Origin of the sequence: Bifidobacterium miconis (genome assembly GCF_019331735.1) — a bacterium.
In the GTDB taxonomy this organism is placed as follows: Bacteria; Actinomycetota; Actinomycetes; order Actinomycetales; family Bifidobacteriaceae; genus Bifidobacterium; species Bifidobacterium miconis.
In genome coordinates this window covers 141,280-168,117 of the sequence record NZ_JAHBBH010000001.1, presented here as the reverse complement: position 1 = coordinate 168,117, position 26,838 = coordinate 141,280, and the positions used below count along the sequence as shown (strand labels likewise).

Genomic DNA, 26,838 nt, shown 5'->3' with positions numbered 1-26,838 from the left:
AATCATGGCATCAGGACAGCATGCCGACGAGCGCCATGCGGTATGCGGTCTCCGCGGTGGTGTAACTCAAAGCTTCCTTGCCCACCTTCTGCGGGTCGTAGTTGCAGGCGGAGAACACCTGCACGTAGTTCTTCACGATCTTCGGCAGCCACTGGTCGAGGAATTCGTTCGGATCCACACGCCATTCCATGGTGTCCGGGTTCACCAGCGCGGTGAGCCCGTAGACCAGCGGCATGATGAATCCCTCGGGGCTGGCCGTGTCGACCGGATTGCCGGCGAACGGCGTGGTCTTGACGAGTCCGGACTTGGTGGGCTTGTTCAGGTTCTTCACCGCCGCAATGCGGCCGTACTTGCCGTTGGCCTCGTTGTACAGCTTCGGGAACCGTTCGTAGATGACGTCGTACAGGGCCGGCAGCTGCACCGCGAGGGCAAGGGCCTTGTGGACGCGCACGTTGCGGATTTCCGCACGGTAGTCTGCGGACGAGGACGCGGTGACTTCCGGGGATCCCATGAACCGCACGAACAGGTCGAGGCAGCCGCCCTTACCGCTGTAGAGCTTGGCGGGGGCGGGAGCCTCGACCGGCTTGCCGTCGTCGTCCTTGACCGGTGTGAGCAGGCGCAGCACGATCCACGACAATGCGATGATGTCCTGCACCTTGACGTCGCCGCCGTCATTGGATTTCCATTCGACGCGCTGGGCCACCGGCAGGTTCTCCTCCACCAGCAGCTTGGCCAAATCGTCGAAATAGCCCTTCTGATTGGCCTTGGTGCTGGCGGTCAGCTCCACATTGTTGTTGCGCGCCTCGCAGATCTCCAGCAGGTTGGTACGGAAATCCCCCACGCACAGTTCGTCGTCCGGGTCTGCGGGCACCAGCAGTTCCACCGGGACGTAGAACGACAGTTCGCCGTTCGGGCTATTCGGATCGTTGAACACGGCCAGATCCTGCTTGACGGCCTCCTGATAGTCGGATATCAGGGAACGGTTGTCCCACCACAGTTGCTTGAAGTCCGCCCACGTCTTTGCGCCGCGCGGCATCTTCAGGCCGGCATGCTCCATGGCGTGACGAAGGATGAGCAGACCAATGGCCAGCGTGTTGTGGCCACCGTCGAGAATGCCCTCCACATCCGGTTCGTCAAAGGTGAGCAGGAACCGGTTGCGCTCCAATTCCTTGTAGGTGCTTGCCGCGAGCAGCAGGCCCTTGGTCTTGAACGGGAACAGCATCGGATCATGCTCGATGGAGTCCTGGATGGCGCTGGTCACCTGTCCGGTTTTCGCGTTGCGCGGGTTGGCCTGCAGGTTGAGATTGTCGATGATGCCGATGAGGTATTTGGCACGCACCAGTCCGGTGATTTTGGTGATGCCGCCGACCGTCTGCCGGGCGGGGCTGTCGAAGCGGATCATCACACCGTCCTGCGCCTCGTCGTTGCCGGTGATGTCGATATTGTCGTTCGTGGTTGCCATGTCGCTGATCCTTTCCAAGATGCTGGCCTGCGTATCGGGTTTCCCGACGTCCGTCCGGATGCCTTGCCCGTCGCGTCCCGGCGTTTCCGGGACACCCTTCATAACCGGACAATCTGCGTCCGGCGTGTCGCGGTCACGCGCAACCGCATCCCCATCCGACGCAACATTGGGCTCGCCGAGGCCCGATACGGTACCGGCCAGATCGTCCGAACCGTCATCGGACACGTCGATCAGCCGCTGCCCGGCAAGGCCGATCAGCCATCGCTCCGCAACCGAATATCCCGGGTACAGCCGCCGCAACGCCTCGGCGTACAGCGACTGCTGGCCGTAGTAGTCGTCATGCAGCCGTTGCTTCCACCGTTCCAGTCCGGCCTTGCCGTCGGCGCGTTCGTCGTCGCGCACGGCGTCGGTTTTGTAGTCGAACAGGACGATCCGCTTGGCTTCGTCGTCGACGTAATAGCCGTCGATGACGCCTCGCACGATGATCCGGTCATCCGCAACGTCCTGCACCGCGGTATCCGGCACAACATCAGCCGGAGCATCGTCCGAGCCGCTTTCGCCGGATTCACCGATCAGCGCACGCAATTCATCGGCGGAAACGAGCAGTGAGAACGGTTCCTCGCGCAGCAGCCGCACACGGTGCCCGCGGATGCCGCCGCGTCCGAAGATGCCGTTGTCCCCGGCCGTCGGATCGGCGTCAGCCCCTCCCGCCACGAACCACAGCATACCGTCGAACAGCCGCCCGCGGCCGATGCGGTCGGCGACGGCGCGCGAGATGATCTCCTTGTCGGCGAGACGCTCGATCACCGCATGCAGTTCGTCCGCGCAGGCCGTCGCACCGGCCGGAGTGGCCCAGTCGAACAGTTCCAGCACATTGTGCACGGCGACGCCGAGTTCCGCAGGCGAAGGGCTGGCATCGGCGTCCATCATGAAGTCGGGCAGCGGGTAGGAGGCGAATGCCAACCGCCGGGCCGACGCGTCGTCCATGTTCGTCGCCGTCGCACCGGTGCCGCCCATCGCCTCGCCGCCGTCACCGGTGTCGTCGTCGCCCGACGAATCGGAAGACGGATCGGACGGCATGTCGGGATCGTCGCTCGGATCATGATCGTCAGAGGGCAGGCTGTCGAGCCAGCGCCGGATGCCGGACGCGTTGACGGTGGCCGGACGCCGCCGAACGCGCCGGTCGTCAAGCGACAGGAACCCGTCCGTCGTCGGCCTCGTCGTCATGGCGTCGAAACCGTCCGCATGCTCGTCGATGACCGGCTGCGCTTCGATGTCCTCATAGTCGGCGTGCATGGTGAATGCGCGGCCGGGCACCGAAGCGACCGCAACCGTGTCGTCCATGAGTCCGGACGGCAGCGCAACCGGCCAAGACATCTGCCGATCGTCCTCCGCCGAAGCGCTCGGTTCAGACGTCATGTCAGAAGCGTGTTCAGCGGCGATTCCTGACGTCACGTCGTCCGCGGCTCCCGCCTCGGGCGGCACATCCGAGGCCGCATTCGCCGATACGGCCGTCCAGAACGCTGCGAACGAGTTCGTCTCGTTGGTCGAATCGTAAACGGGATCCGCGGCCCACAGCGAACTGATGATCCAGCTCAGGTACGTGCCCTGCGCGGACGCGTCCCCGTAGTTGCGCGAGATGTATTCGGGATCGAGCGCACCGTCGTCCGCAAGGCGCGCGTCCTTGCAGTAGTCGTTCAGATTCGCGACATACGAGTCCGGATCGGCGAGCGTGCGCGTCCACGTGCCGGCGATGATGAGCTTTTCCTGCGGTCGGGTGAGCGCCACGTACAGCAGTCGCAGCTGTTCGTCGATGCCGCGGCGGCGTGCCTCCCGCACAAGCAGGTCACGCTGGAACGTGCCGACTTTGATCTGGTGCCGCTCGTCGCGCAAATCGCACGCGGCGATGCCTCGGTCGCCATCCGGCGCCTGAATGGTTTCGAACGCGCTGCGCGTGCGCTCGCTGATCGGGTTCGCCTGCGCGCCCATCAGGATGACGACCTTCCATTGCAGGCCCTTGGCCTTGTGGATCGTCATCACGTGCACCGCGTCCTTGGTGGCGAGCGTGGACGCCTCCTCGTTCACCTGCCGGTCGCGCGACTCCGCCCAATGTTCGACCGCGGCCAGGAACGGGAGGATGCCCCGCTCCCCCGTGGCCTCGAACGTTCGCGCCTTCTCGCACAGCCGTGTCAGGTTGCCTTGCCGCTGCACGCCGTCCGGCAGCGCCCCGCAATAGTCGTACCAGCCGGTTTCCGTGTAGATGCGCCAGAGCAGTTCGTCGATCGGATGGTGTTCCGCAAACGCGCGGAAATCGGACAGTCGGTCGAGGAACCGCCGGCATTCGTCGGCCAGTTCCTTGCGTGCATTGAACGTCCCGTCCGCGGTCTTGCGCAGCAGGTCGTAGAAACGCATATAGCCGCGTTTCGCGCCGCCCGCCGCCGCGTCGTCGTCATCCGGCCCGTCGGCCGGAACGCTGTCCGGAGCATCGACGGCCGGACCATTGACGGGATCAAGCAGTCGCAGTTCGGCGAGCGTGCGGTCCGAGAAGCCGAACGTTCGCAGCAGCGCGACCATCGGCGCGTCGAGCAGCGCGTTGTCGATCGCCCGCAGCCAGTCCAATGCGATCATGACTTCCGGTGTCTGATAGTACGTGCCCACGCCGGTCACGTCCGCCGGGATGCCGGCGGCGCTCAGCGCATCGTACAGTTCCGGGAACGTTTTCGTGCTGCGCGCCAGCACGGCGATGTCCCCGTAGGAGTAGCCGGCGTCGTGCCCGGGTCGGGGCTCATCGTGCAGGGCGCGGATGCGGCGCACGACCATGTCGATCTGCTGCTGGTCCGAACTGTCGCGCGGAATGTCGGTGTCGTCGAGCGGCCGCCGGTTCTCTTCGGGATCGGTTTTGGTGCGGATGAGCAGTTCCACCGCGCCGGCGTCATACGCTTTCGATTGGCCGTCGTCTCCCGTTTGCGGTCCGGCGATGACGAAACGGTCGTTCGACGCGTATTCGCCGCCGTCTGTCCGGCGCACATAGTCGACGCCGCCCATGTTCCGGCGCATGAGCCGGTCGAACACGGTGTTCACGAAGATGAGGATCTCCGGGACGGAGCGGTGGTTTTCCTCCAGCACGCGATAGTGCCGTTCGTCGCCGGTGCGGTGCAGGGCGGCGTCGCGCTCGAGCACTTCGTCGCTTTTGCGGCGGAACTCGTCCGGTTGGGCGTAGCGGAACGCATAAATGCTCTGCTTGACGTCGCCGACCATGGTCACTTTGGCGTCGGGCTTGCCGCCGATGGGATCGGAAAGCAGGTCGATGATCTCGTTTTGGATCGCATTGTTGTCCTGGCATTCGTCGACGTACAGGTACGTCCACTGGTCGCGCAGCCGCAAGCGCACTGCGGGATCGTGCAGCGCCCGGTCGGCCAGGTGCGTGATGTCGGCGAATTCGGCGAGCGCCGACGCACGTTTTTCACTGTCGTATCGGGCTGCGAAGAGTTTGACGAGCACTACCAGCGTGTCGATGCGCCGGCGGGCGACCTCGTCGAGCGCGTCCGTCTGTTCGGCGGTGTATGCGAACACCGGGTTTGTGAGTTTGTCGGCGTATCCGCGCACGGTTTTGACCAGATTCGTGGCCGTGAGGTTGCTGTCCGTGCCAGGTTGGACTTGTTTGAACAGGTCGCTCACCGCGGCGAACTTGCTGGCGGACAGCTGCTTGCTCGGCACGCCCTGTTTGGTGAGGTTGAACTGGCCGACCGCGTCGTATGGTCCTTGCAGCGCGGCTTTCACGTCGTTCCACCCGCCGTGTTCGTACGCGTCCACGATGGCGTCGAATGACGCGAACAGCGCGGAGAAGACGCGGCTGTCGGCGATGAGCCGTTCGCCGTCGCGCGCGTCGCCGCATGATGCGCCGATGTCGTGCAGCGTGCTCGCGGCCTGTTGGCGCAGCGGTCCGAGTCCGTCGCGCCATTCGTCGAATGCGCGGTCGACCATCCAGTTGGCGCCGCGCAGCGGTTTCGTCGCAGAGAACTGCGTGCGGTACGGTTCGGACAGCGAGTCGAGCCAGACGAGACCGGCCGGCTTGGATTGCGCGCGATCGTACAGACTGAGGATTTCGCGGCCGAGCCTGTCGTCGGAGGCCGGGCCGTTGAGGTTGTCGAGCAGGTCGACGAATTCGGCGTTGCCGACCGTGACCGGTGTCCCGTTCAGATTGACCGGCTCGCTGTGCCAGTTTGGGTCGTACCATTGTTCGAACAGTTCGTCGAGGATGCCGTTGCGCAGTTGCGCGGCCATGGCCGTGTCGGCGAGGATCCGGTATCCCGGGTCGATGCCGAGTTCGCTGGCGTTGCGGTCGACGATGTATTTGTTGAGCGCGTCGATGCTGCTGATGTGCGTGGACGGCAGTTCGTCCTGCGCCTTGGAGAACACGCGCGCGGCGAATGCCGCCGATTCGCTGCTGGAGCGGATGGACGAGGCCAGTTCGCCGTCGTCGCCGCCGATGTAGAAGTCGACGTCATGTTCGGCCGCGTCGTCGTCGACCGGTTGTCCGGACATCAGCCGCTCGTGCGTGCGCGCGTAGCGTACGGCGAACGCGAGGTTGCGGTCGAGTTTGGAGCGCAGTTCTGCGGCCGCGGCGACGGTGAACGTGATGATCAGCGAGTTGCGGATGGACGCGTGTTCGTCGCTCCGGCTGCGGTTGAACAGGTCGATCATCACGTCCTGCAGGAGTCGGGTGGTTTTGCCGGTTCCGGCCGACGCGTTGATGAAATACCGGTTGTCGTGGGTCATGCCTGCTCCTTGCCGTCCGTGTTGCCTGCATCGTCCGTATCATTCGCGTCGATATCGTCCTCGTTGCCGTTGCCAGCGTCGACGTCGCCGATCGTGACGGCGGATTCCGGCGTCGCGAACCGGTCCATGATTTCGCCGCTTGCGGCCCTGTCGAGGAAGTCCTGCAGAAACAGCGGACGCTCGTAGTGCCAGGCGCGTCCGTCGACGAGGTCCAATGCCATCGCGTCCTTGAAGTCGCTGTACTGGGCACCGTTCTTCTCGTCCGCGATGTTCCGGTACGGGGACGGCGAGACGCGTCCGTCGAGCATGTTTTGGCAGGCGCGGACGATCATGTTCTGCACGTATTCGAGCAGGGCGGCGAAATCCTTTTGCTTCGTGCCGACCGAAGGCAGTGCGCTGGTCGCCGCCTTCCCCGAAGGGGTTGTTCTGCACTGCCACGGTTGTACGAGCAGGCCCATGTCCCCGATGTCGAGCGGGGTGTTTTTGGCCTTGCACGCGATGCCGGGAAGCCTGCCTTCGGCGCCGGCAAAGAGCATAGTCCACTGTTCGTTGGGATCGGCCTGTTTATCGGCCGGTTTTCCGGACGGTTCCGGCCCGGTTGCGTCGTCCGCCGGCTTGAAGACGAGCGTGCCGGGTTTGACGGTGGCGGACACGCCGGTGCCGCTTGCCTTGATCGGCAGGAACATGACGCCCGCCACGGGCAGGTCCGGCCGCTGTTCGTGCAGGTTGCGCATCGCCGCATACGCGTAGGTGAGCAGCTGCAGTTCGTGGCCGTAGTAGACTTTCGCGCCGTTCATGTCGGCGAACAGCGTGTAGTTCGAGCCCGAGGACTTGTAGTCGATCACGAACGCGGCCTTGTCGTCGCCTCTGGTGACTTCGTCGATGCGGTCCACTTTGCCTCGAATGTCCAGTCGGACTTCGGTCGGGCCGTCGTCGCCGTGACCTGTCAGCTGATGCGTGACGGGATCCCAGTCTCCTTTGACGCCGTTGATGTCGCCGAACTGCTGTTCGGCGAACAACGGCCGGGTCGTGGTGACGAGAGGCTGTTCTTCGCCGTCCAGCGGCGTCAACAGGTTGTCCTTCCACTTTCCCCGGGTTGCATGCAGTCGGTCGACGAAGGCGTGCAGCCGTTGCACCAGTTGCCGATGCACGGCTTTCATGCGGTTGCCGGACAGGAATATCGCGAACTTCGGTTCTTCGTCGATCAGGCTTTGCCCGTTCAATCCGTACTCGGGCAGCGGCGAGGGATGCCAGTCCGGATCGGCGAACAGGTTGACCAGCGCGTGCGCGTCCAACGGCGTGCCGTCGTCGGCACGGTACGTTTTTGACACGCTCGCGGGGTTCTTCCCCGTCGCGATGAGTACGTCGACCGTCCGTTCGAGCACCGCGTGGTAGAACAGCCCCTCGATCGCAGCGTCCAGCGCGAACGGTTCAAGCGCCTTGACGTGCAGTCCCTTGTCCATGAACGTTTCGAACGGGTTGGCGTAGTACCGTTCGGCTGCGGAAATCGACGTTTCCAGCACGCGTTCGCCGGTGTTGCGTTCCGTTGTGGTGAACAGCGCGAGCGCGACCGGCCCGTCCAGCGGATTGCGGTCGACCGGCCGGGTGAGCGGACGATGCGCCCGATCGTCCGTTGCGTCCTGCTCATCCATGGCGATCCCGTTGGGGGCAATGTTGTCGGCGAACGGCAGATCGTCGATGGTTTGGCTGCGCGTTCCCTGACCGTCGGACAGGTTCGGCAGCAGTCGGGCCGCGAACGGGGACAGCGTCTGCGACGCGCCCCCGGCGTTGCGCGGGCACAGCAGCGTGATTCGGCCGGCGTGCCGCAGCACGCGGTTGAACGCAAGCACTTCGCGGCGGGCCTTGCCGTGCACCGACAGCGAGCGCATTATGGCCGCTTCGATCGTCTTGCCGTTTGTCGCGAGCGTCTCGGCGAGCCGGAGCCGCTCCGTGTCGTTGAGCAGTCCCGATTCGTGCGGGATGGCCGGCAAAGCCGATTCGCTGCAGCCGAGCACGAACACGCGATCGTAATGGCGCATGGCCGTCGGGAAGGCGACCACGTCCACCGCGTCGGTCGATTTGGGTTCGGCGCCGGCCGGCGTGGCGGCAAGCAGCGTTTCGAGACCGTTGGGGAGTGTGGCACGAATGTCGTCGTACGGTTCGTCGCCGCACAGTTCGACGAGTTCGTCGAAGGAGTGCATGACGAGGTTCCACGCTTCGCGCGTGCGCGTGAACCGCTGCTCAAGTTCTGCGCTGTCGTGCCGGTCCTTGTCACTGGAGGATTCTTCGAGCACGAGTCGCCACGACAGGTTCACGCGGTGGTCGGCCAGGAACCGGACCATGCGCGCCAGGATTTCGCGGACGGTGAGTCCCGTGCCGGTCGGTGGCATGAACGCTGGTCGCGCTTCGTTGATCAGCGCGCGTATGGCGGTGACCGTCGCGCCGGTCGTCCGGTGTTCGCCGTCTGACCATACTGCGGCGGGATCTTCGGATTGCAGCCGTCGATCCAGTCGGTCGAGATCGCGATTGGTGATGCGCCATTGCCGGTGCGGGTCGCGCAGAAGCCGCGTGCGGAACACGCGCATGACGGCGGCCCGGTCGGGCCGTTCTTCGTACAGGCGTTCGTCGAGCAGTCCCAGCAGCAGGTCTGCGAACGGGCCGTCGGCCAGGGTTGCGGCTGGCGTCGCATTGACGGGGATGCCCTGATACGTGAATTCGCTGTCCAGCATAGCCCGGTAGGGGCTCAGGTCGCGTGCCGTCACGAGCATACGCTCATACGGTACCGGTGCGCCGTCCGCACCGCCGTGGTCGTGCAGTTCGCGGATGAGACAGGCGACGGCGCGCACCTCCTCCATTTCGTCCGCTGCGGACATGGCGACGACACGGCCGGGATCGACGGGAATCGGTTCCGGCAGTCTGGCATGATCGCTTGCGGCCGCATGCCTGCCGGAGGACGAACCGAATATCGCGTCAGTGATGTCCGCCCGATAGCCGGGTTCGTCGCAGACCGTCATGTGGGCGTGACGCTGCAATGCGGATACGGCTCTCGCTTCGGCCGCGGACAGTTTTTCGAATCCGTACAGGTAGACGTGCAACGTGTTTCCCCGGTCTTCGATCCACGGCCACGCGACGGCCGCGTTACCGCCCGGCAGCACGCGTGCATCGCCGAACCGTCGTTCCGCCGCGCGCAGCAGTATGGCGAGCGCGGCCATGCGATCGTCGGCGAGCATCCCGTTCGCCGGATCGGCCGCGGCCGCCCGTTCCAGATCGTCGGCCGTGATCCCCGCGTCGAACAGTTCGGCGATCTGGTTCGCGAACTGGCTGGCCGAGCCGAACGTGTCACCGGCTTTGCGGAACGTGGCTGGATCCTGTCTCATGAGCGCGGCGAGCCACTCGCGCAGGGCGAACGAGCCGAGCATCGGTTTCGCGTATTTGCCGGCGTCCCGGTTGCCGATCACGGAACGCACCAGACTGGCGAACGAGTGCACGTTCACCGTCACGCCCGGCCGTCCGATCGGATGCTTTCCCAGATATTCCAGCGTCGCCCGTTCCGCATACGTGCGCAGTCTGGCCGGGGTGAGGATGATGAACAAGTCCCCGTTCTCTCCCGCCGCAGCATCCGTCACGGCCTGTTGGATGACGCGATGCAAATCATCGTGAACAGCCGGCACCTCGGCGGCAGCGATGTGCGATGTTCTATCAGCCATGTGAACTCCCCTTAACGCGTGACGCTGAAATTACGGATAACGATGTCATCGAGCTGTTGCGCAATCATGGAAAACTCCTGATTCAGATCCACCGTGCGCGCGCCGATCCGATTGCCTCCCATGCTGTATTCGTTGTCCGGCACCACGTCTTCATCGGTCTTTGCGTACAACAGCAGGCCGGACACATCATGCGACTGGTTGTCCTTCATGGCCAGTTCAGCATCTTTGTTTTTGACGTACGTGAAGATCTGATACAGGTTCGCCGATCGTAGTTTGTACCGGTCGTAACTCGCCTGCATGGTTGACGTGTAGTATTTGGCGTCGATGATGAGCACGTTTTGCCCGTTGTCCAGCACAATGTCGGGCTGCATGACGGGCAGTGCCTTGCCCGGATCGTCGCCGTTGCCGACGCCCATCCAAGGGATGCGATGATGTGATGTATTGATGATGCCCTTCCACTCGCGCGTGTAGTATCCCATCAGAAAGTTTTCGTACAGATGGCTCATGCGCTGGTCGTCGAGGAAGTCCATCAGCTTGTAGGCGCCGTCGCTGTTCCCCTGCAGCAGTCCTTTGACGATCAGATAGCAGATGCCGATCAGCATCTGGTACGTCTGGTTGTTTCGACCGTATCGCATATGCCAATCGACATGACGCACATCGATGCGCCGTACATCCGCGAGATAAACCAGCAGCTTGCGCAATTCGGCTTTGCGTTCTGCGGCGACATCGGCGTGGAGCAACAGCATCATGGTCGATTTGATGATGCGGTTCATGGGCGAGTCTACGGTGAACTCGTCCATCGTGCAGACCAGTCGCCGTTTCTGCATCGTTCCGCCGTTCAGGGAAGCTGCGATTTCGATACGACCGCGAGGGGAAGCCGTCTCCTCGGTGCGCGGAATGTAATCCCGGGTCAGGCCGCGTTTGAGCTGCACCGCCATGCCGCGGATGAGGATGGCCGCGCACAGATCCGCCATGTTGGCGAACGGTTCCACGTCCAATTTCCGGTACTGCTGCTCCCGCAGCGCGCGGAAGGCGTACGAGAGCATGTAGTACACGTTGCGGATGGGTATGGTACTTGCCGAAGTCATTGGATGGCGTTCCTCAGTTCGGCAGCCTCATCCTCGACCTTCTTGGGATCGTCGAACCAGTATTCTCCGAGCAGGGGGATCAGCTCGTATTCGACGATGCCGGACAGCGTCTGGTCGTCTCCTGCCTGCTGCGCGGTCAGATTGCTGAAATAGCTATGTCCGATCATGAATCCCCGACCGAGGGACTCATCCTTGGCGATGGTCTGATTCAGTTGCCTCACGGTGTCGATGAGCCTGTCGAACTTGGCGCTGTGCAGGCTGTGCTGATACGCCTTGAATCCGTCCGTGTCGAATCCGGGCAGCAGGTCGATGAACGCGAATCGGCGGCGCAACGCGTAATCCATCATCGCCAGGCTGCGGTCCGCGGTGTTCATCATGCCGATGATGAACACGTTGGCGGGAATGGAGAACTGTTCGTCCGAATACAGCAACCGCAGCTTGAGATTGCGCTTGTCGCTCTCGATGAGCATGAACAGCTCACCGAAGATCTTGCTCAGATTGCCTCGATTGATTTCGTCGATGATGAAGAAATACGAATGGCCTTCGTCGGCCTCAGCGGTTTTGCAGAAATTGTAGAACACCCCGTGCCTGAGCTCGAACCCGTCCTTGTACGGACGGAATCCCATGATGAAGTCTTCATAGGAATAGCTCTGGTGGAACTGCACCATCTGCACCCTGCTGGGGTCCTTCTCCCCCATGATCGAATAGGCGAGGCGTTTCGCCGCGAAGGTCTTGCCCACCCCCGGGGCTCCTTCGAGAATGATGTTCTTCTTTTTGTCCAGCATCGCCACCAGACGGTCATAGGAATCGCCGTCCATGTACACTTCGTTCAGAAAATCGGCTCGGGAGTATGATTCCAACGGCGTTTGCTCGGCGGTGGAGACGGCATCGTCGTCATCGTCCAACTCGTCGTCGTCGAACAGGGCATTGATCTGCTGAATGGCTTCGTCCGACGTGATTTCCGTCAGCGTTTTGTTGGCGAACTGCTGCCCGATTTCCGGAGCGTCTCCGTCATCAAACGTCACGGTCCACACTACTTGGCGAAGATGGTCGAATTCTTCGCCGTCGCCCGGCTGATATTCGTAGTCCGACTGAACCGTTCCGATGCCGAGGACGCTGCGGAAACCATTGACGGCGACGATCACGTCGCCCGTGTTCATGTCGTTGGCGAACTGCCACAGCGCATGGGCACGGTTCTTGGCTGGCGACACGAGTTCGTACTTCTGCTGCAGGGCTTGCTGGATATCGTTCTGGCTCTGGAACTGATCGACGCTGCCGATCCGTCCCCATCCGATCATCATGACCGAATCCTGCTGGCATTCCTGCCATTTCGACGCTCCGGCGCCTGGACGGTACGCCCAGTATCTGGTTTGCGCCACATCGCTGTCGCCAAGGACATTGTTGGCATCCGTTTTCTTGCGCCGCGCCGCGGTTGCCTTGCGGTTCGCGCGAATGAGCTCCGACGCGAACGCATCGTTCATGTCGACCGTTTTGCCGCTTTCCGTAATCGTCCACACGCCGCGAACCGAATTATCGATGTATCCGCCCTGAACAAGATGGTTTCTCGCGGATCGCAAATCATTGTCGAATCTGTTTACCTTGTTCTTGCCTCCGACCGCGGTCAGCGTTTCCTGAGAAAGATTGAAATCGTGCACGATCTGATCGTGCACCTGCTGGAACTTGGCGCTGCCTCCTAGCTCCTTCAGCGCCTGAAGGACGGGAGCCATCCATTGCATGCAGGACACCTTCAGCGTGCCGGAGACCTCATTGCCTTGTTCAGCCATACCACAACCCCTTAATTCGGGAACTCACTTCACTGATGATTGTGCAGTGTAGACCTTTCCGAACATCGTCATGCGATTCATTCCATTTTCTCCGTTCCGTACCTCGGATACGGGATTGTCCGGTTATCAAGGGTGACGGGGCGGAGACGCAATGGCGAAAGGAGCGGCATGGCATATGCCCGAGAAATGGCTGGCACGGCCGCGGCGACGTGCCGGCGCCGTGTCGTCGGGCGAGGCTTGGCGGGTAGACTTGGTGTGGCATCGGCTCGTGGAAGGGACGCTATGGGATCAAGCTACGGCGAGGACGTGTTCGCCAACGGAAACCTTGCGCGGGTCTACGGTCTGGTGGTCGCCGCCGTGGCGCAGCGACTGACGCGGTATCCGGCCGTCATGGTGAAGTTCGGCGGCGACGAGGACGCGTGGGCCATGAAGTTCATCTACCGCGATCCTTCCGAAGAACCGATGGAATCTTTGGAATACGATGCGGGGAACGCCCGGCTCAATCCCGATCTGATCCGTCTGCTGCAGGCGTGCGAGACGGACAAGGAATTCGAACACTGCATCGCCGGAGAAGTCGCGCACTGGCTCGCCGACCTGTTCGACCAGACCGAATTCGGCCGCACCCGCCGCGTGCTCGAACACGATATGGAAGTCGACGAGGGACACCGTTTCGTCAACGCGAAATCGTCCTCGCTGTGGCGACTGCGGGAGTGTCCCGACGTTCGGTCCAACGCGACGGAGGATCTGCTGTGGCCCGTGGCCGGCCGGCATCAGCATCGCATCAAATGGCCGACGGATCAGGCGCTCGCCGACTTCCGCGAAGGCCGACGCATACGACGGCCGAAATACCCGCGCAAACAGGTGACGGCCATGCTGTACGACGTGTTGAAGGCCGCCGATGGCACCGTCGAGGCCAACATGCTCACCCGACTGTTCGTGGCCTGCCATCCCGCCATCGTCGAGGACTTCGTCGCCATCATGCAGGTCGATATCGACTTGGAACGCATGGCCGCGACGCAGGATGGCAATCGATCCGGTACGGATCACGGCGATGCATACGAAGACGACGAACTGGACTACGCAGACGCCTTTGGAGGTGAATGGTGATGAACAGCGCGCAGCATAAGTCCGCTATGACGGATCCGAAATTCATGCTGGCACCGTCCGCGATTCCGGAACAGGTCATGCGCATGGAGTCTCCCGCGTACATCGCGGCTCGGCTGGCCGAACCGGTCGCCGCAGGCCAGCTTTGGCTGGCGAAAGACGCCGGCGTTCAGGGCGCGCGCGATTCGCAGTACGTGCTGATTGTGTCCGTCGGCGACAACGAACGCACCGTGACGGTCATGCCAATGAACAGCAATGTCACGGAACGTACCGAAGGCGCATTGTCCGTTGACAGCACGCCGATGGGACTGCCCATGATCGTCTGGCCGGATCTGGCCACGGAGATTCCCGTACGGCTGTTGTACAAACCGTTGGACGCGTTCGACGACGCCGTGTTCCATGCGATGACGGGTAATCGCGCCAATGCGAGGGTTGGCGTGCGGCGAGCACGGCCGACCGCGGAGCCGACCGTTTCATCCGAACGGCGGTTTCTTGCCATGCGGCGCAAACTGGATCGTTGGCACGCCATGTGCGCGCAGCTGCCCGCATTGCACGGCGAGGAAACGCTGCGATACGGCACCAGCGACGCACTGGCCGCCTACAACGATGCGCTGAAAACCGTGCTGCACCTGACCCCGCCGCAACGGATCGCACTCAGCCGCGGAGGATGGCAGCTGAACGACGAACAGCGGCAGGCCATGGCCGACGCGGGATTCCCCGACGCACCGCATCGTGACGAGATCATCGGCGACGATTACCTGATTATGGCGGAACAACCGCGCTGGCGGGCGGCGGCTGATGCGCTCGCGCGTATGAACGGCCACACGGATCACGCGAATGGCTCGGAAAACACGAACGATCCCGCACGCATCGACGATGACCCCCGTGTCATGCTCGCTCATCAGGCACAGTTCGGACTTGCCGCGCGTATGTCCGGTCATGGGCGCGAAGCCATGGAAGGAGCGTTTGAACAGGCCAGCAGCATCATTCTCGGCCAGCAACGACCGGGGGATGCTCGATGATCGCCAACCAGCAGCTTTCGGCCCATGATCCGGCAGTTTCGCCGGACGATCATAAGGCCAGCCGCTTCCCCGGCGATGCCGGCTATCGTTTGGCCGTGGACAGGCAGGCGCGGGCCATGCTCGCCTTAGCGTCGTCGCGGCATCCCGACTTCGTGCAGGACTGCCTTGCCGACCCCGGTCGGATCGTCGACCACTGGTCCGATGACGTGACGATCGGATACGTGCATGCGCTCGCCCACACCAGTCTGAGCAGCGCCGGTACCGCGACGGTCGACGATCAGACCGATCTGCTCGGCCTGTTCAGTCCCGCGATGAGAGTCGGCGAGCGCAACGTCATTCGCATACAGTTCAACGAGACGCGCGAATACACCGCGCGCCGCAATTTCACGCTGCTTCACGAACTCGGCCATTACCTGCAGCAGACCGATGACGCGCTGGCCGACCAGCTGTTCGTCATTTCGTCCGCGAACTACAACAAGCGGTTCGAGGAGTCGGCGTGCAACCGGTTCGCGTCGCTCTCGCTGCTGCCGGACGATTACGTGACCGCCCGCATGGCCGGGGAGCCGCTGAACGCCATCGTGGCCCGGGACATATTCGAGTCCGGACGCGGGAGCGGAAAGTCCCGGCGCATGCGCGCGTCCCGTCCCGTGGTCGTCCGCCGCATGGCCGATTTTCTCCCCTCGCACGGATCGATCGCACTCGTGCAGGACGGCAATCTCAACACGCGCGTCCACGCGGACGGCGTCATCGACTATGGCGGCGAGCCGACGCCCGCCGAACGGGCCGGCATGGACGCGTATCTCGGCGAGCATGGGGAGCCGTATGCCGACGGGCTGACGATTGACGTGTCGGGCTCCCCTTCGGTCGGATCAATACCGGCCGCATCGGCGGCAACGCGCGTCAGTATCGCCCGCTCCTACGGCCGCAGCGACTACTTTTTCATCGTCGCAACGCCGCAGCCATAACGATGGGCGTCCCGCCGTCGCACACACCCTCAATGCCTTGGCTCCCCCTAGTCAGGAAACCAGCTCTTCATTGCTGCAGTGCCGACCACAGGAACGGCCAAACGACGCCAACAATCAGGTCCAACGAACCGCCCGCCAGAAACGCGAACAGCAGGATCGTGCCGCCCCGGTCCTCCCTCACCCATGCATGATCCGGTTGGAACGGGTCGTAGTGCACCGTCACGGCGTCGCCTTCCTTGAACCTGGCCGGACGGGACCACGTGCCTGATTCGAGGGTGCGCTCGCGGCCGTCAACGGTGTAGGAGAATGTCGGCGACCACAACGTCCCGTCGTTGTCTGAATCCTCCCGCACTTCGCTGACAATGCCGGGCACCGTGGCCGTACACGTGTCGCGGAACCGCCGGCGTCTGCGCAGCAGCACCACGCATACGATGACGGTGATCAGCCCGCCAATAGTCATCGACACCGCCGGTATCCACACTACCGGCTCGGTCCACATTACCGTCAGCTCACCTTCGAACGCTTCGATCATGGTTCGATTATCCCAGCGCGCCCACGCCGGCACACGAGTCCGAACATGAACCGCACGTAAACTCTTGCGTTATGAACCGGCAATGATCACGCTGGTCACTCGGCTCACATCAGGCGATCCAGAACCTAGCAACTCAGCTGACCTCACCTGATGGGACGAAACCGGCACCGAGAATGAGCCGTTCGGACGGAACCCGGTTATGCAGATCAGCATCACTCCAGCGGACCTTCACGTATGGATTGGCCGCCGGATGCTCGGCACACTCCCGTTCGACCGCCCGGCGATCCTTCCACTGGTCGACGTAGGTGCAGTCGATTCGGTCCGGGGCAAGCATGTCGATGAGTTGCCGGTAATAGTCTCGCTCGCTGAACAGCGTGTCCACAAGATACCCCGGTTCTGCGGGAAACCTGGACAGTCCGCGAATGTAGAACATACGGTTTTCGTCTCGAATGAGCGGAGGCACTGCACCCAGTCTCATCAGCTCCTTGAACAGGACAAGTCTCCCGACGCGGCCATTGCCGTCAGAGAACGGGTGCGTGGTCTCGAACATCCAATGCGCGTGCGCAATGGCATATGGATCATCGTCCAGTTCGGCAAACTCGACGAACACGCGGTTCATGGCCTGCGGTACGTCGGCGGGCAGCACGGTATGCACGCCTTGAATGGCGTTGATGACATTGGGGAGGATTTTCCAGCCGCCGACGTTCCGGTCCGGGTCCGCCTCCTGCCGTGTGCCTCGTTTGAGGATCGCATGCAGCGTGCAGACGAAAGTCTTGTCGACCGGATCGTCAACGTGGTCGAGCATCCAGTCGAATGCGCGGAAATGGTTCGTGGTCTCGATCACGTCGTCCGCGCGAATAACGTCATTGCCGTTGTCCGGCAGCAGTTCGCCGGTGTCGTAGAGCTGCGCCGTCTGCTCCGGAGTGAGCGTGGAACCTTCCATATGGTTCGAGTTGTAGGCGAACACGAGCTGCGTGTTGTGGTACAAGCCATGGGACAGCTTCTGATCACGCTCGCGTCTCAGCCATTCGGCCAGTCCTGTTTTCATGGTCACCTCCGGTCACGGGCGAATCGGCTGTGCATTATGCGATGATTGGCCACCAATCGTTCGTAATGGTTCCGCAACAGCATGGTATGCCATTCGATCGATCTTGCACTCACAATTGACGGGGCTTGAGAAGCGGATAATCACCGTATCGGCTTTGCGCGATTCCTATAATGGTGCGCATGGATGCGATCAAGGATGATGGACGGGCCGTGGCGCTGGTGACCGGCGGCACGAGCGGCATCGGCAAGGCGACGGCGGAACTGTTGGCGCGGCACGGTTGGCGTGTGGTTGCGGTCGGATTGGATGCGGTGAAGATTGCGCATGTGCAGCGGCTCGACGGTGTTGATGGAGCGTGCGGCGGCGAGCTGATCACCGAGGAGATGGACGTCACCAAACCGGACGATATTCGCGCGGTCGTGGGCGCGCTCCCCCGTTTGGATGCGATCGTGCATTGCGCGGGGTTCGGCATCGCCGGTTCGGCGGAATGCACGCCGATGGAGCTGGTGCGGCGGCAGTTCGACGTGAATTATTTCGGTGTGTTGCAGGTCGATGAGATCGCGTTGCCGTTGCTGCGGCGGACTGCGTCGCATTTGCGCCGCCGCGGCAGGGTGATCGTCGTCGGGTCGATCGGCGGACGGATCGGACTGCCGTTCCAGTCACACTATTCGTCAACCAAGGCCGCGTTGGAGATGTACGTGGAGGCGTTGCGATTGGAAGGACGCCGACACGGCATCGCCGCCACGATCATCGAGCCGGGTGACCTCGCCACCGGATTCACCGGCGCCCGCGTGACCGCCGAACCGACAGACTCGCCATACTTGGCCGAATGCCGCCGTTCGGTCGGCCAGATGGCGCACGACGAGCAGACCGGCGCCGGCCCGGACACCGTCGCTCAGGTCATCGCCGCGACGCTTGCCCGCCGCAATCCCCCGGTGCGCGTCGCCGTCGGCGGCTCGTACAAGGCGCTCATGCAGCTCAAGCGATTCCTCCCCGACCGCGCGGTCGAGTTCATTATGCGGTGTATCTATATGAGGTGACCACTTCTGTTCTTCATGTTCTTCGGTAATGGCCGCGTCCGTGAATCGGAGAACCATCATGCGTGTTCCACAGCAACCGTCCCTCGCCATACCCGCGCTTGTGCAGGCGTTCAAGCAGCACATCCCCGCCGACTACGTGGGCCTGACCAGTCTCGGCGTGAGCATCCTGCTCGGCGTCATCGCCATCGCACAGGCCGTGTACACGCTTGTGAATCAGGCGTCCAGCGGCAGACCCAGCAAAGAGACATCTCCGCAGCGTGATAGCGCTATTACCGGCACCCCGTCACCACTTATGGCGACCGGGTGCCGGCTTTTCTGTATTTCCCGGAAACATCTCGTTTTGCCCGTAGTATGGAACTTTAAGGAGGTTCCCAGTGGCAGCACAGGTCAAGTCGAAACAACGCGTCGAGGAACACGGCGAGGTCTTCACCAACGAGCGCGAGGTCAACGCCATGCTCGATATGGTCAAACAGGAGACCGAGCGCATCGACAGCCGCTTCCTTGAACCCGCGTGCGGCGACGGCAACTTCCTGTCCGAGGTCCTGCGTCGCAAGCTCGCCGTAGTCGGCGAACGCTATGGCAAGAGCCAGCTAGAGTATGAGCAACATGCGTTCACGACTGTGCCCGCTGAGATAAAGAGCAAGGACGAGAAGCTCACCAAGGAGAAGAAGGAGCTGCGCGACGCGGAGAAGGAGACCACGAGCCTTCGCAAGCAGGTGCAGGAGAAGCTCATCAAGTTCGCCACGCGCATCCCGATTTTTATGTATCTGACCGACTATCGCGAGCAGACGCTGAAGGACGTCATCACGAAGCTGGAGCCGGGGCTGTTCAAGAAGGTCACGGGACTTACCAAGGATGATTTCGAGCTGCCGCTGAGCCTGAACGTGTTCAACCCAGCGCGTATGAACGACGCCGTGTACAAGTTCAAGCGTTACGAGGACGACAGTCTCTCGTACGCCGGCATCGACAAGCACGAGCAGGATACGCAGGTCGGCCTGTTCGACACCGCCATCCCGGCGCAAGAGTTCGAGGAGATGTGAGGTCGGTTCTCGACCTTAGGAAAGGATTCAGTTTGGCGTATACGCAGATCATCGTTCTGGGCAACGGGTTCGATCTGGCACAGCAGATTCCGTCGTCTTATCCCGACTTTTTCCTTTATCGGTATAGAGAATATCGGGAATCGGATGGCTCCGTACCTCACCTCTTGCAGAAGCTGAGCGATAAACCCTTTGGGGGTATCTGCATCTGGGATTACCTGTTTGCCTTCTGGCATGACAGTGATAAGGAACTTAAGGAGTGGAAGGACGTCGAGACCGCGATTGGAGAGTGGGTCATCGGCGAAGGCCAAATCAGTTTTGCGGATGCGATTGGCTACTGGAAAGTGACAAGCACCCGTGACACCAGTCGTCAACGTGACGACTGGCCGGCTGACGTGCAGCACGTCTACACGATGGTCAAGAATCGTCTGCGTTACAAGGTGGATTTCTCTGTTTTAGCTGACTTAGCTGATTCGACTGACAAAGAAGAGGCTCAGATTAAGAAGAAAGAAGAGGCGCTGGTCAAGTTCAAGGAGAGCGTACTTGGCATCTTCGCTTCTGAACTGCATGTGATTGAGGATTCCTTTGCGAACTATCTGGACGCAGTGGTGAAGGAAAGACCTACATATGATGACGGCTGTGACGTTACGTACAAAAACATTGCCAAGGCCGGTGGCACGGAAGTGCCACTTGAAGAACAATCCAACGCCATCCTCTCCTTCAACTACACGGTCCCGATGGCTCTTGTCAACGATCCATCGGTCTACTATATACGAAACGTGCACGGCGACCTTCCCCGTCGCGAAGACGAGATTCTTAGTGGATATGAGTATCACGTTGTGTTCGGCATCGACGGACAGTCGTGCATGAACCAGCCCGGCGTCTATCAATTCACAAAGACCGCACGGGTGCTGACCCTGCGCCGGCAGCACATACTGGATGCCATGAGGAACAAGACCCTGTTCGATGCGCAGAACAACGGGGATGGTATTGCGGAGGTTAAGGTCTTCGGCCATTCGCTGGGCGAAGCTGACTATTCGTACTTTCAGTCGCTGTTCGACCTGATTGATCTCTATGGAGGAAAGACCAGGTTGACCTTCTGCGGTACCGGAGATTATCCCGTTAATCCTGATGCGGTTATCCGGCTGATGACGAAGTACGGAGAGACCATTGTGCCGGAAGCGCACGGCAAGAACCTGCTGCACAAACTGCTCTTGGAAGACCGACTGAAGATTGATGAGATCAGTCCGCTATGATTTGCGGCTTCCTGAGCATCATGCATGGTTACTCAGTCATCGAGCCGAGTCAGTCGCTGGAATGATGCTCGTCATCGTGTCTGTAGCTCATACACGATTCAGACACGATGACCCCTGAGAACAGCGAAATCGGAGGCAATCAACGAATCTGGCGAAAGTAACGGAACCGGCATCATTGCAACGAAAACGCAACTAACGAAGTTCGCAAAAACCAGCGAAGCGACCCTTCAAAATAGCAAGGGGTTACTCGGTCATCGGATATTGAGCAGATTACATTCGTCACTTCCGACTTGCGTAACATGATCTGTTTTGTCACAATGAATGTGCTTTGGCCCGTAAGGGTGAGACTCCAAGTCGCCGGGGGTATTCCCCCGGCATCTCTTTCCGCTTTATTCGGCAAGAAGCCGATGAATGAGTAGAGAGACTTCGCGAAGAACACGCCAAGTTACTCAGGTAACAGTCAGTACACCAGTCAATCCCGAACAACGCACCTTAGGGTTCATAATCGCATGCATGACAGATCAGGGCATTCATAGTCGCACAGAGCAGCGGCCATCAAACCGGACAGTCACACTCATCCTCTTCTCAGACCGGCGGCGTACTCGTCCAGAACATCGAGAATTCTGCGATGCTCCCAGATAACATTGCGACGCGCTCCGCCACGCCGCGTCAGCACTCCGGCTTCCTCGAGGCGCTTTACCGCGCGTTCGGCCTGTGGTTTGCTCAATCCAAGCGAATCGCACAGGTACTCCGTCGTAACGATAGGCTGGGCGATCAGTTGCGGCACGATTTGCTATACCGGAGAATCCGAACGCACTCCCCGCAATGCCGTTTTCGCGGTATCAAGCTGATCGACTAGATCATAGATCAGTTGTCGTCCGCTCGCTGCCGCGAACAGACACGCCTCCACGAACGATTCCACAATGGGAGAGCGGCATCTCTTGCGGAAGGCCGTCAGTGCGTTGAAATATGCCTTAGTGTCGCGCAGCAGGCCAGCGGAGACTTAGCACGTATAAGACCCTTATTGCGCAGGATCGTATGAACCAACGCTCTTCCGCATCGGCCATTGCCATCCGCGAACGGATGGATCGTCTCAAACTGAGCATGGGAAATGTGAATATATCGCAGATGATAATTGTCATTGACAACGATGTCGTAAAAACCGGTTCTGTTGTTGTGCTTAGCTACACTTATGGCAATAAGTGTAGCTAAGCACAACAACAGAACCGGCTGACGATATGCTTCTAACTTGCGTGTCGTAATCTGTTTTGGCATAATAAATGCGCTTTGTCCCGTAAGGGTGAGGCTCCAAGTCGCCGGGGGTATTCCCCCGGCATCTCTTTCCACGATATCGTCAGGAGACAGATGAACGAGCTAAGTGTCTTCGTGGACGAATCCGGAGAATGGGGCAAGCTGTCCGAATACTATCTGATTACGCTGGTGTTCCACGTACAGTCTCAGCCGATTACCGAGCATATCGAAAAGTACGAACGACATCTAACTGATTCAGGCCTTCCCGACGTTCCGTTCCACGCCGGACCACTGTTCAACGGTCACGACGATTACGATGGCATGGACTTCGCGGATCGCAAACGTCTGTTCTTCGCATTCTTTACGCTCGCTCGAAACCTGCCATTCCGTTACGTAACGTTCGCACATCGCAAGAGCATGTTCGACGACAGCAAAACTCGATTCGAGGCGCAACTCAAACGAGATCTCGCGGACTTCTTCCTATCTCATCTCGACGAGTTCCAGTCATACAAGACGATCAAGGTGTACTACGACAATGGCCAGCAGATCGTCACCAACGCACTGAAGACATCCATTGGATATGCACTGTCCAAAGAAGCTGTCGTATACCGCGACGCTCAACCTAAAGACTACCGATTGGAGCAAGCGGCTGATCTCATGTGCACCGTAGAACTGACCGCTTTGAAGTTCGATGCAGGCGAGGACACGGCCACCGACCGCAAGATGTTCAAAGACCGACGGGATTTCCGCAAGAACTATCTTAAAATACTGCGACGCAAGCAATTCTGAACAGCTTTCGCCGTGTCCAAATCTCGTATGTTGTAATCTGGTGTGGTTCTCCCAAGCCGGCGACTTGAGCGTGCCACTGACGATCTGAACATCTTCAACCGGAGAACGACCATGCACAACGACAGCACAGAACCATTCACGTTTCGATGCCTGATCTGCGGCAAGACAATAACGGCAGAAGTCTGCATCGACCATCGCATCCGCGCAATCGATCAGCTGTCGGAGGAAGGCCACGCCGACGATGACTTCCTTCCCCTCGGCGCCATCGAAATGACGTCATACGGTCATTACGGCACCGCGTTCTTCGACCCCTGCGACGACGACGGCACGCAAGTGGCCGCGCTGATCTGCGACGACTGCATGGAAGAACGCAGCGACCGGCTCATATACATCGACAAGCAACGTCGGCTCAGTCCGTTCAACAAGGCAATGAACAAGCTCAGAGCTCGATCCGAAGAATCGTCCGAAGTGCGGCACGATACCGATTGATCAGTCATAGTCCAATTTTGATATGCCAAGGAGCATCATGATCACACGGGGATTCACCGCGCCTTTCGACTAGGGCAACAAACACCTAAGTCGAAAGGAAACACACCAATGTCCAGAACATGGAAGGACCGACCGTACCGCGTGATGGAAGCCGAAGCGGAACGCGCCAACCGTTTGATGCAGTACGCCGACATATTCCAGCGACACGCGCCGAGATGCGTTCCCGACGTTATCGGCTACGCATACGCAGCGCGAGGCAACGTGCACATTCCCGCACGGCGCATGACACTGTGCCGTTGGGTTGAACGCAGCTGGTCCACCGACTACGGCACCAACCATCGTGTCCGAGAAGCCTTGAATGCAGCAGCAATCGCCGCCAATAATGGTTTCGACATGCGCGATTGGGATGATCCCGTCGCCTACCAGCGTCGCCGACGTTGGATTGAAGAATTCTGACCTATCAAAACGGGCTTGCGGCATCGTTCACAGGCGCGATTCGCAAGCCCGCACTTCATTTCAATTTCCGTCATCGCATCAGTTCGCGATGCCGTTGCCGCCACGCGCATCCGGGAACGATGGCATGTCGAGGTACGGCGAGCGCAGACGATCATCGTCGCCGGCATCATCGTCCGGCAGATCACGAAACCAATCCACGATTTGCGCGTGCGATACCGGCTGCAGGTTCCATGCGTCGAGGCCGACGTTGAGCGCTTCAGGGCGCGCGCCGGCCGGCGACAGCTGATGCGTGTGCCCGTACAGCAGTTTGCGTCCGTTGAACGGCAGAGCTTTATCGTGGAATTTCGCGACGTCGTCGGGCCAGCTGTAGGCGAGGTCCTCGCGGTACGGGAAATGCGACAGGTTGACGGTTTCGGTTGCGCCCGGCCGCTGCGGGTCGAATCCGCCCAGTTCTACCGTATCGTTTGGTTCGATGCTTTCGAACAGGTTCCGCGCCGGCTTGTCGTCCAGCCACCAGTCGTCGTGGTTGCCGATGACCGCGTGCAGATGCTTGCAGGCGAGCTGGCGCAGGCAGTCCTTGAGATGGTTCACGGAGGTGCGGTATCCGATATCGCCTAGGATCCACAGTTCGTCGTCCGGACCGACGACCTTGTTGATGTTGGCGACGATCGCCGCGTCATGCGCATCGGTGTCCGCGGCTTTGCGGAAGTTGAGCCGCGAATCGTCCAAGACGACGCCCTTCGCCCAGTCTTCGGCCGCTTTGCGTCCCTGTTGAGTAAGAACGTGTTCGTATTGCGCGCGACTGGGATCGAACGTGGTGAATCCGCGCAGTACGGTGACGAGCGGATGCCCGAAATGCGTGTCGGTGGTGAAGTATCGCATCAGCGCCTCTTTTCTGCCGTTGCGTTCGTATTACATGGTTTCTTCCAATCTGTCAATATCGCCGGATATCCCGCCCGAATATCGGCGGGTATTACCATTGGCGCGGCCCTGGCCCTTGCCCTGCGTGATACGGCGGCTCGGGGCCGCCGAATCGACTCCGATCGTCCCGAGGGCCAAGGTAGTCGCTGTGTCCGTGAGGATGTGGATCGTCATGCCGGTAACGGTCGTCGTACGCGAAGCGTCGAGGCCGACGGAGATTTCCGAAGAGATTGAACAGGCCGAACAGTTTCCAGATCATGCGCGTCTCCCCCGGACGGCCGGCATGTCGTACTGCGGCTCGTATGCGCTGTTGGACGAGGGCTGGGATGACAGCAGCCACGGTTCGGCGAAGTCCAAACGCATGGTGTCGTGGTGCATGATGCTCATGATGCGCTCCTTGCTATGGTTTCGTATTCCGATGCGGTTGCCGGTCGGCTACCGTTGCCTACGGATTCTGGCAGGCGAATCATCGAGAGAACCTGCGGTTGCGGCTGAAAACGCTGAAAACCATGTGACGGTTTTGCGCTCGCGCAAGCGGTGGACCACCGTCGTACCGCTCACGCCGACCATCATCGACCGGCGTGCGTCGTCGCCCGCGCCGACACGCCGTGACACGCACCGTCAATCGGATTGTCCGGTTATACGCAGTAACCGCGTACAGCGAGCGCAGACCGCTCCCGCATTCTACAATGGGCCGGAGCGAACGCCGTGAAGCGGAACGCACGAGACATGCAAGGAGACGGACATGCGGGTATTGCACACATCCGACTGGCATATCGGCCGCAGATTCAAGGGGTTGAGCCTGCGCAAGTACCAGCGCACCGCGTTGGAATGGCTGATCGGCGTGATCGAACGCGAACATGTGCAGGTGCTGTGCGTGTCCGGCGACGTGTACGACCAGTCCATGCCGTCAGGCGATGCGGTGCAGCTGTTCAATGAGATGTTCGTTCGGCTTGGCCGCACGATGGTTGACGGCGAGCCGTTGGAGATCATCATCACGCCCGGCAATCACGATTCCGCGGTTCGTCTCGATGCCGGATCCGCGCTCATGCAGCCGAACATCCACATGCGATGCCGCATCGACGACATCGCCGAGCCGGTGATCGTTGAGCGCGACGACGAATCGATGGCCGTCTATGCGCTGCCGTATCTGGATCCTGATGCGGCCCGCTCGCAGTTGCAGGGCGTACTGGACTCCAGCGGCGTCGACTGGACCATTCCCCGCTCGCATGAGGGCATGATGCGCGCCGCATTGCAGCTGGTCACGCGCGATCTTGCGGAACGTCACGTCTCAGACCCGGACATGCCCGCAGTATTGATGGCTCACGCGTTCGTCGGCGGCGCGCAGTCCAGTGATTCGGAGCGCGCGATCACGGTGGGCGGCGTGGACAGCGTGCCGGCCGGTCTGTTCTCCAATTCCGGGCTTGATTATCTGGCGCTCGGTCACTTGCATCGCCCGCAGCAGGTGCGGATTCCAGTATTGGACGCGGCAGATTCCGTGTTTGCATATGATCGGACTCCTCAGGCCCGGTACAGCGGTTCGCTGCTCGCCTATTCGTTCTCCGAGAGTCACAACCCGCCCGTTGCAGGCAATGGGAAAAGCGTCGTCGTGTTCGACGCCACCTGTCACGGCATCGAGCATCTGCATACGCTGCCTGTTGAGTCCGGCGAGCCGGCGTTTGCGCAGGTCGAAGGTAGCGTCGAGGACATTCAGGATGAGGAGACCGTTCAGCGTCATCGTGATGACTGGGTGTCCGTCACCGTGCATGTCAGTGAGTTTCCCCAAGGCATATACCAGAAGATCGACGGCTGGTATCCGTATGCGTTGGAGAAGAACCTGGTGTATGATCGGCGGCTTGATGCCGGTCGGCGACAAACCATCGACTTGCGTAAGGTCACTTCCGAGATGGAGGTGCTTAACCAGTTCGTCCGTGATCAGATCGGCCGTATGCCGAATGATGCGGAACGTGCCGTGCTGGAACGCACGGTGGAGAGCGTGCGCAGCGACCATGCCGAATATGCGGGCGACGATGGCGCGGCCGGGGAGCGTCGCGACGAGAACGCCGACGGTACGGTGACGAACGACGATACTGCAGCAAAGGAGCGCTGAC

At 60.9% G+C, this 26,838-nt stretch carries 20 protein-coding genes; 10 read left to right on the top strand and 10 right to left on the bottom strand.

Annotation, left to right across the window (positions count from 1 at the left end):
* Positions 1–10: 10 nt before the first annotated feature.
* The 4 genes from KIH79_RS00680 to KIH79_RS00665 are packed head-to-tail and all read right to left on the bottom strand — an operon-like array spanning position 11 to position 12,820.
* Positions 11–6,241 carry a UvrD-helicase domain-containing protein gene (locus tag KIH79_RS00680; RefSeq protein ID WP_219057611.1) on the bottom strand — a complete coding sequence of 2,077 codons (6,231 nt, stop codon included), beginning with the start codon at positions 6,239–6,241 and terminating at the stop codon, positions 11–13.
* Positions 6,238–9,948 (bottom strand): PD-(D/E)XK nuclease family protein, encoded by a 3,711-nt coding sequence (locus KIH79_RS00675; protein ID WP_219057610.1) that lies wholly within the window; start codon positions 9,946–9,948, stop codon positions 6,238–6,240. The genes KIH79_RS00680 and KIH79_RS00675 overlap by 4 nt, the downstream gene beginning before the upstream one ends.
* Positions 9,949–9,959: 11 nt before the next feature.
* On the bottom strand, positions 9,960–11,036 hold the full coding sequence (mcrC, locus tag KIH79_RS00670; protein ID WP_219057609.1) for a 5-methylcytosine-specific restriction endonuclease system specificity protein McrC: 1,077 nt from the start codon (positions 11,034–11,036) through the stop codon (positions 9,960–9,962).
* Positions 11,033–12,820, bottom strand: a complete 1,788-nt coding sequence (locus tag KIH79_RS00665) for an AAA family ATPase (RefSeq protein WP_219057608.1) — start codon at positions 12,818–12,820, stop codon at positions 11,033–11,035. Before KIH79_RS00665 ends, mcrC begins: the two co-directional genes overlap by 4 nt.
* Positions 12,821–13,102: 282 nt before the next feature.
* Between KIH79_RS00665 and KIH79_RS00660 the strand changes: the two genes are divergently transcribed.
* The 3 genes from KIH79_RS00660 (at position 13,103) to KIH79_RS00650 (ending at position 15,911) form a co-directional block, all read left to right on the top strand.
* Positions 13,103–13,927, top strand: a complete 825-nt coding sequence (locus tag KIH79_RS00660) for a hypothetical protein (protein ID WP_219057607.1) — start codon at positions 13,103–13,105, stop codon at positions 13,925–13,927.
* Between the two features lie 311 nt (positions 13,928–14,238).
* The gene (locus KIH79_RS00655; protein WP_219057606.1) at positions 14,239–14,946 is read left to right on the top strand and encodes a hypothetical protein; all 708 of its coding nucleotides are present in this window, start codon (positions 14,239–14,241) and stop codon (positions 14,944–14,946) included.
* Positions 14,943–15,911, top strand: coding sequence for an ImmA/IrrE family metallo-endopeptidase (locus KIH79_RS00650; RefSeq protein ID WP_219057605.1), 969 nt, complete (start codon positions 14,943–14,945; stop codon positions 15,909–15,911). The genes KIH79_RS00655 and KIH79_RS00650 overlap by 4 nt, the downstream gene beginning before the upstream one ends.
* Before the next feature lie 67 nt (positions 15,912–15,978).
* Here the strand turns inward: KIH79_RS00650 and KIH79_RS00645 are convergent, their stop codons facing one another.
* Both KIH79_RS00645 and KIH79_RS00640 read right to left on the bottom strand, forming a co-directional pair.
* Positions 15,979–16,443, bottom strand: a complete 465-nt coding sequence (locus tag KIH79_RS00645) for a DUF3592 domain-containing protein (protein WP_219057604.1) — start codon at positions 16,441–16,443, stop codon at positions 15,979–15,981.
* Positions 16,444–16,576: 133 nt separating this feature from the next.
* Positions 16,577–17,410 carry a Fic family protein gene (locus tag KIH79_RS00640; RefSeq protein WP_338023092.1) on the bottom strand — a complete coding sequence of 278 codons (834 nt, stop codon included), beginning with the start codon at positions 17,408–17,410 and terminating at the stop codon, positions 16,577–16,579.
* 260 nt (positions 17,411–17,670) lie between these two features.
* Between KIH79_RS00640 and KIH79_RS00635 the strand changes: the two genes are divergently transcribed.
* The 3 genes from KIH79_RS00635 to KIH79_RS00620 all read left to right on the top strand — a co-directional run bounded on the left by KIH79_RS00635 (position 17,671) and on the right by KIH79_RS00620 (position 20,821).
* Entirely contained in the window at positions 17,671–18,528 is an 858-nt protein-coding gene (locus tag KIH79_RS00635) for an SDR family NAD(P)-dependent oxidoreductase (protein ID WP_219057602.1), read from the top strand.
* Between the two features lie 374 nt (positions 18,529–18,902).
* Entirely contained in the window at positions 18,903–19,568 is a 666-nt protein-coding gene (locus tag KIH79_RS00625; protein ID WP_338023091.1) for a hypothetical protein, read from the top strand.
* A gap of 32 nt (positions 19,569–19,600) precedes the next feature.
* Positions 19,601–20,821, top strand: a complete 1,221-nt coding sequence (locus KIH79_RS00620; protein ID WP_219057601.1) for an AbiH family protein — start codon at positions 19,601–19,603, stop codon at positions 20,819–20,821.
* Between the two features lie 574 nt (positions 20,822–21,395).
* Here KIH79_RS00620 and KIH79_RS13300 read toward each other — a convergent pair.
* On the bottom strand, positions 21,396–21,608 hold the full coding sequence (locus KIH79_RS13300) for a MarR family transcriptional regulator (RefSeq protein ID WP_219057600.1): 213 nt from the start codon (positions 21,606–21,608) through the stop codon (positions 21,396–21,398).
* A 167-nt stretch (positions 21,609–21,775) separates the two neighbouring features.
* Positions 21,776–22,096 (bottom strand): Fic family protein, encoded by a 321-nt coding sequence (locus KIH79_RS13155; protein WP_219057599.1) that lies wholly within the window; start codon positions 22,094–22,096, stop codon positions 21,776–21,778.
* A gap of 90 nt (positions 22,097–22,186) precedes the next feature.
* Here KIH79_RS13155 and KIH79_RS00605 point away from each other — a divergent pair, with 90 nt between their 5' ends.
* From KIH79_RS00605 to KIH79_RS00595, 3 genes are all read left to right on the top strand, one after another.
* The gene (locus KIH79_RS00605) at positions 22,187–22,861 is read left to right on the top strand and encodes a DUF3800 domain-containing protein (RefSeq protein ID WP_033494301.1); all 675 of its coding nucleotides are present in this window, start codon (positions 22,187–22,189) and stop codon (positions 22,859–22,861) included.
* A gap of 111 nt (positions 22,862–22,972) precedes the next feature.
* Positions 22,973–23,350, top strand: coding sequence for a hypothetical protein (locus KIH79_RS00600; protein ID WP_219057598.1), 378 nt, complete (start codon positions 22,973–22,975; stop codon positions 23,348–23,350).
* A gap of 141 nt (positions 23,351–23,491) precedes the next feature.
* A complete protein-coding gene (locus KIH79_RS00595; RefSeq protein ID WP_219057597.1) occupies positions 23,492–23,806 on the top strand; it encodes a hypothetical protein in 315 nt (104 codons plus the stop codon).
* Between the two features lie 78 nt (positions 23,807–23,884).
* Here the strand turns inward: KIH79_RS00595 and KIH79_RS00590 are convergent, their stop codons facing one another.
* Both KIH79_RS00590 and KIH79_RS13005 read right to left on the bottom strand, forming a co-directional pair.
* Positions 23,885–24,688 (bottom strand): metallophosphoesterase family protein, encoded by an 804-nt coding sequence (locus tag KIH79_RS00590; RefSeq protein WP_219057596.1) that lies wholly within the window; start codon positions 24,686–24,688, stop codon positions 23,885–23,887.
* A 294-nt stretch (positions 24,689–24,982) separates the two neighbouring features.
* The gene (locus KIH79_RS13005) at positions 24,983–25,114 is read right to left on the bottom strand and encodes a hypothetical protein (protein WP_274607524.1); all 132 of its coding nucleotides are present in this window, start codon (positions 25,112–25,114) and stop codon (positions 24,983–24,985) included.
* A 358-nt stretch (positions 25,115–25,472) separates the two neighbouring features.
* Between KIH79_RS13005 and KIH79_RS00585 the strand changes: the two genes are divergently transcribed.
* Complete coding sequence (locus tag KIH79_RS00585; protein ID WP_219057595.1) at positions 25,473–26,837, top strand: metallophosphoesterase family protein; 1,365 nt, start codon at positions 25,473–25,475, stop codon at positions 26,835–26,837.
* Position 26,838: the final 1 nt, after the last annotated feature.

Bases quoted from the DNA above. Each gene is read 5' to 3' on its own strand.
- KIH79_RS00660 (WP_219057607.1), top strand. From the start codon at position 13,103: ATGGGATCAAGCTACGGCGAGGACGTGTTCGCCAACGGAAACCTTGCG.
- KIH79_RS00675 (WP_219057610.1), bottom strand. From the start codon at position 9,948: ATGGCTGATAGAACATCGCACATCGCTGCCGCCGAGGTGCCGGCTGTT.
- KIH79_RS00590 (WP_219057596.1), bottom strand. From the start codon at position 24,688: ATGCGATACTTCACCACCGACACGCATTTCGGGCATCCGCTCGTCACC.
- mcrC (WP_219057609.1), bottom strand. From the start codon at position 11,036: ATGACTTCGGCAAGTACCATACCCATCCGCAACGTGTACTACATGCTC.
- KIH79_RS00600 (WP_219057598.1), top strand. From the start codon at position 22,973: ATGCACAACGACAGCACAGAACCATTCACGTTTCGATGCCTGATCTGC.
- KIH79_RS00650 (WP_219057605.1), top strand. From the start codon at position 14,943: ATGATCGCCAACCAGCAGCTTTCGGCCCATGATCCGGCAGTTTCGCCG.
- KIH79_RS13155 (WP_219057599.1), bottom strand. From the start codon at position 22,096: ATGCCAAAACAGATTACGACACGCAAGTTAGAAGCATATCGTCAGCCG.
- KIH79_RS00605 (WP_033494301.1), top strand. From the start codon at position 22,187: ATGAACGAGCTAAGTGTCTTCGTGGACGAATCCGGAGAATGGGGCAAG.
- KIH79_RS13005 (WP_274607524.1), bottom strand. From the start codon at position 25,114: ATGAGCATCATGCACCACGACACCATGCGTTTGGACTTCGCCGAACCG.
- KIH79_RS00665 (WP_219057608.1), bottom strand. From the start codon at position 12,820: ATGGCTGAACAAGGCAATGAGGTCTCCGGCACGCTGAAGGTGTCCTGC.
- KIH79_RS00655 (WP_219057606.1), top strand. From the start codon at position 14,239: ATGATCGTCTGGCCGGATCTGGCCACGGAGATTCCCGTACGGCTGTTG.
- KIH79_RS00635 (WP_219057602.1), top strand. From the start codon at position 17,671: ATGGATGCGATCAAGGATGATGGACGGGCCGTGGCGCTGGTGACCGGC.
- KIH79_RS00585 (WP_219057595.1), top strand. From the start codon at position 25,473: ATGCGGGTATTGCACACATCCGACTGGCATATCGGCCGCAGATTCAAG.
- KIH79_RS00645 (WP_219057604.1), bottom strand. From the start codon at position 16,443: ATGATCGAAGCGTTCGAAGGTGAGCTGACGGTAATGTGGACCGAGCCG.
- KIH79_RS00680 (WP_219057611.1), bottom strand. From the start codon at position 6,241: ATGACCCACGACAACCGGTATTTCATCAACGCGTCGGCCGGAACCGGC.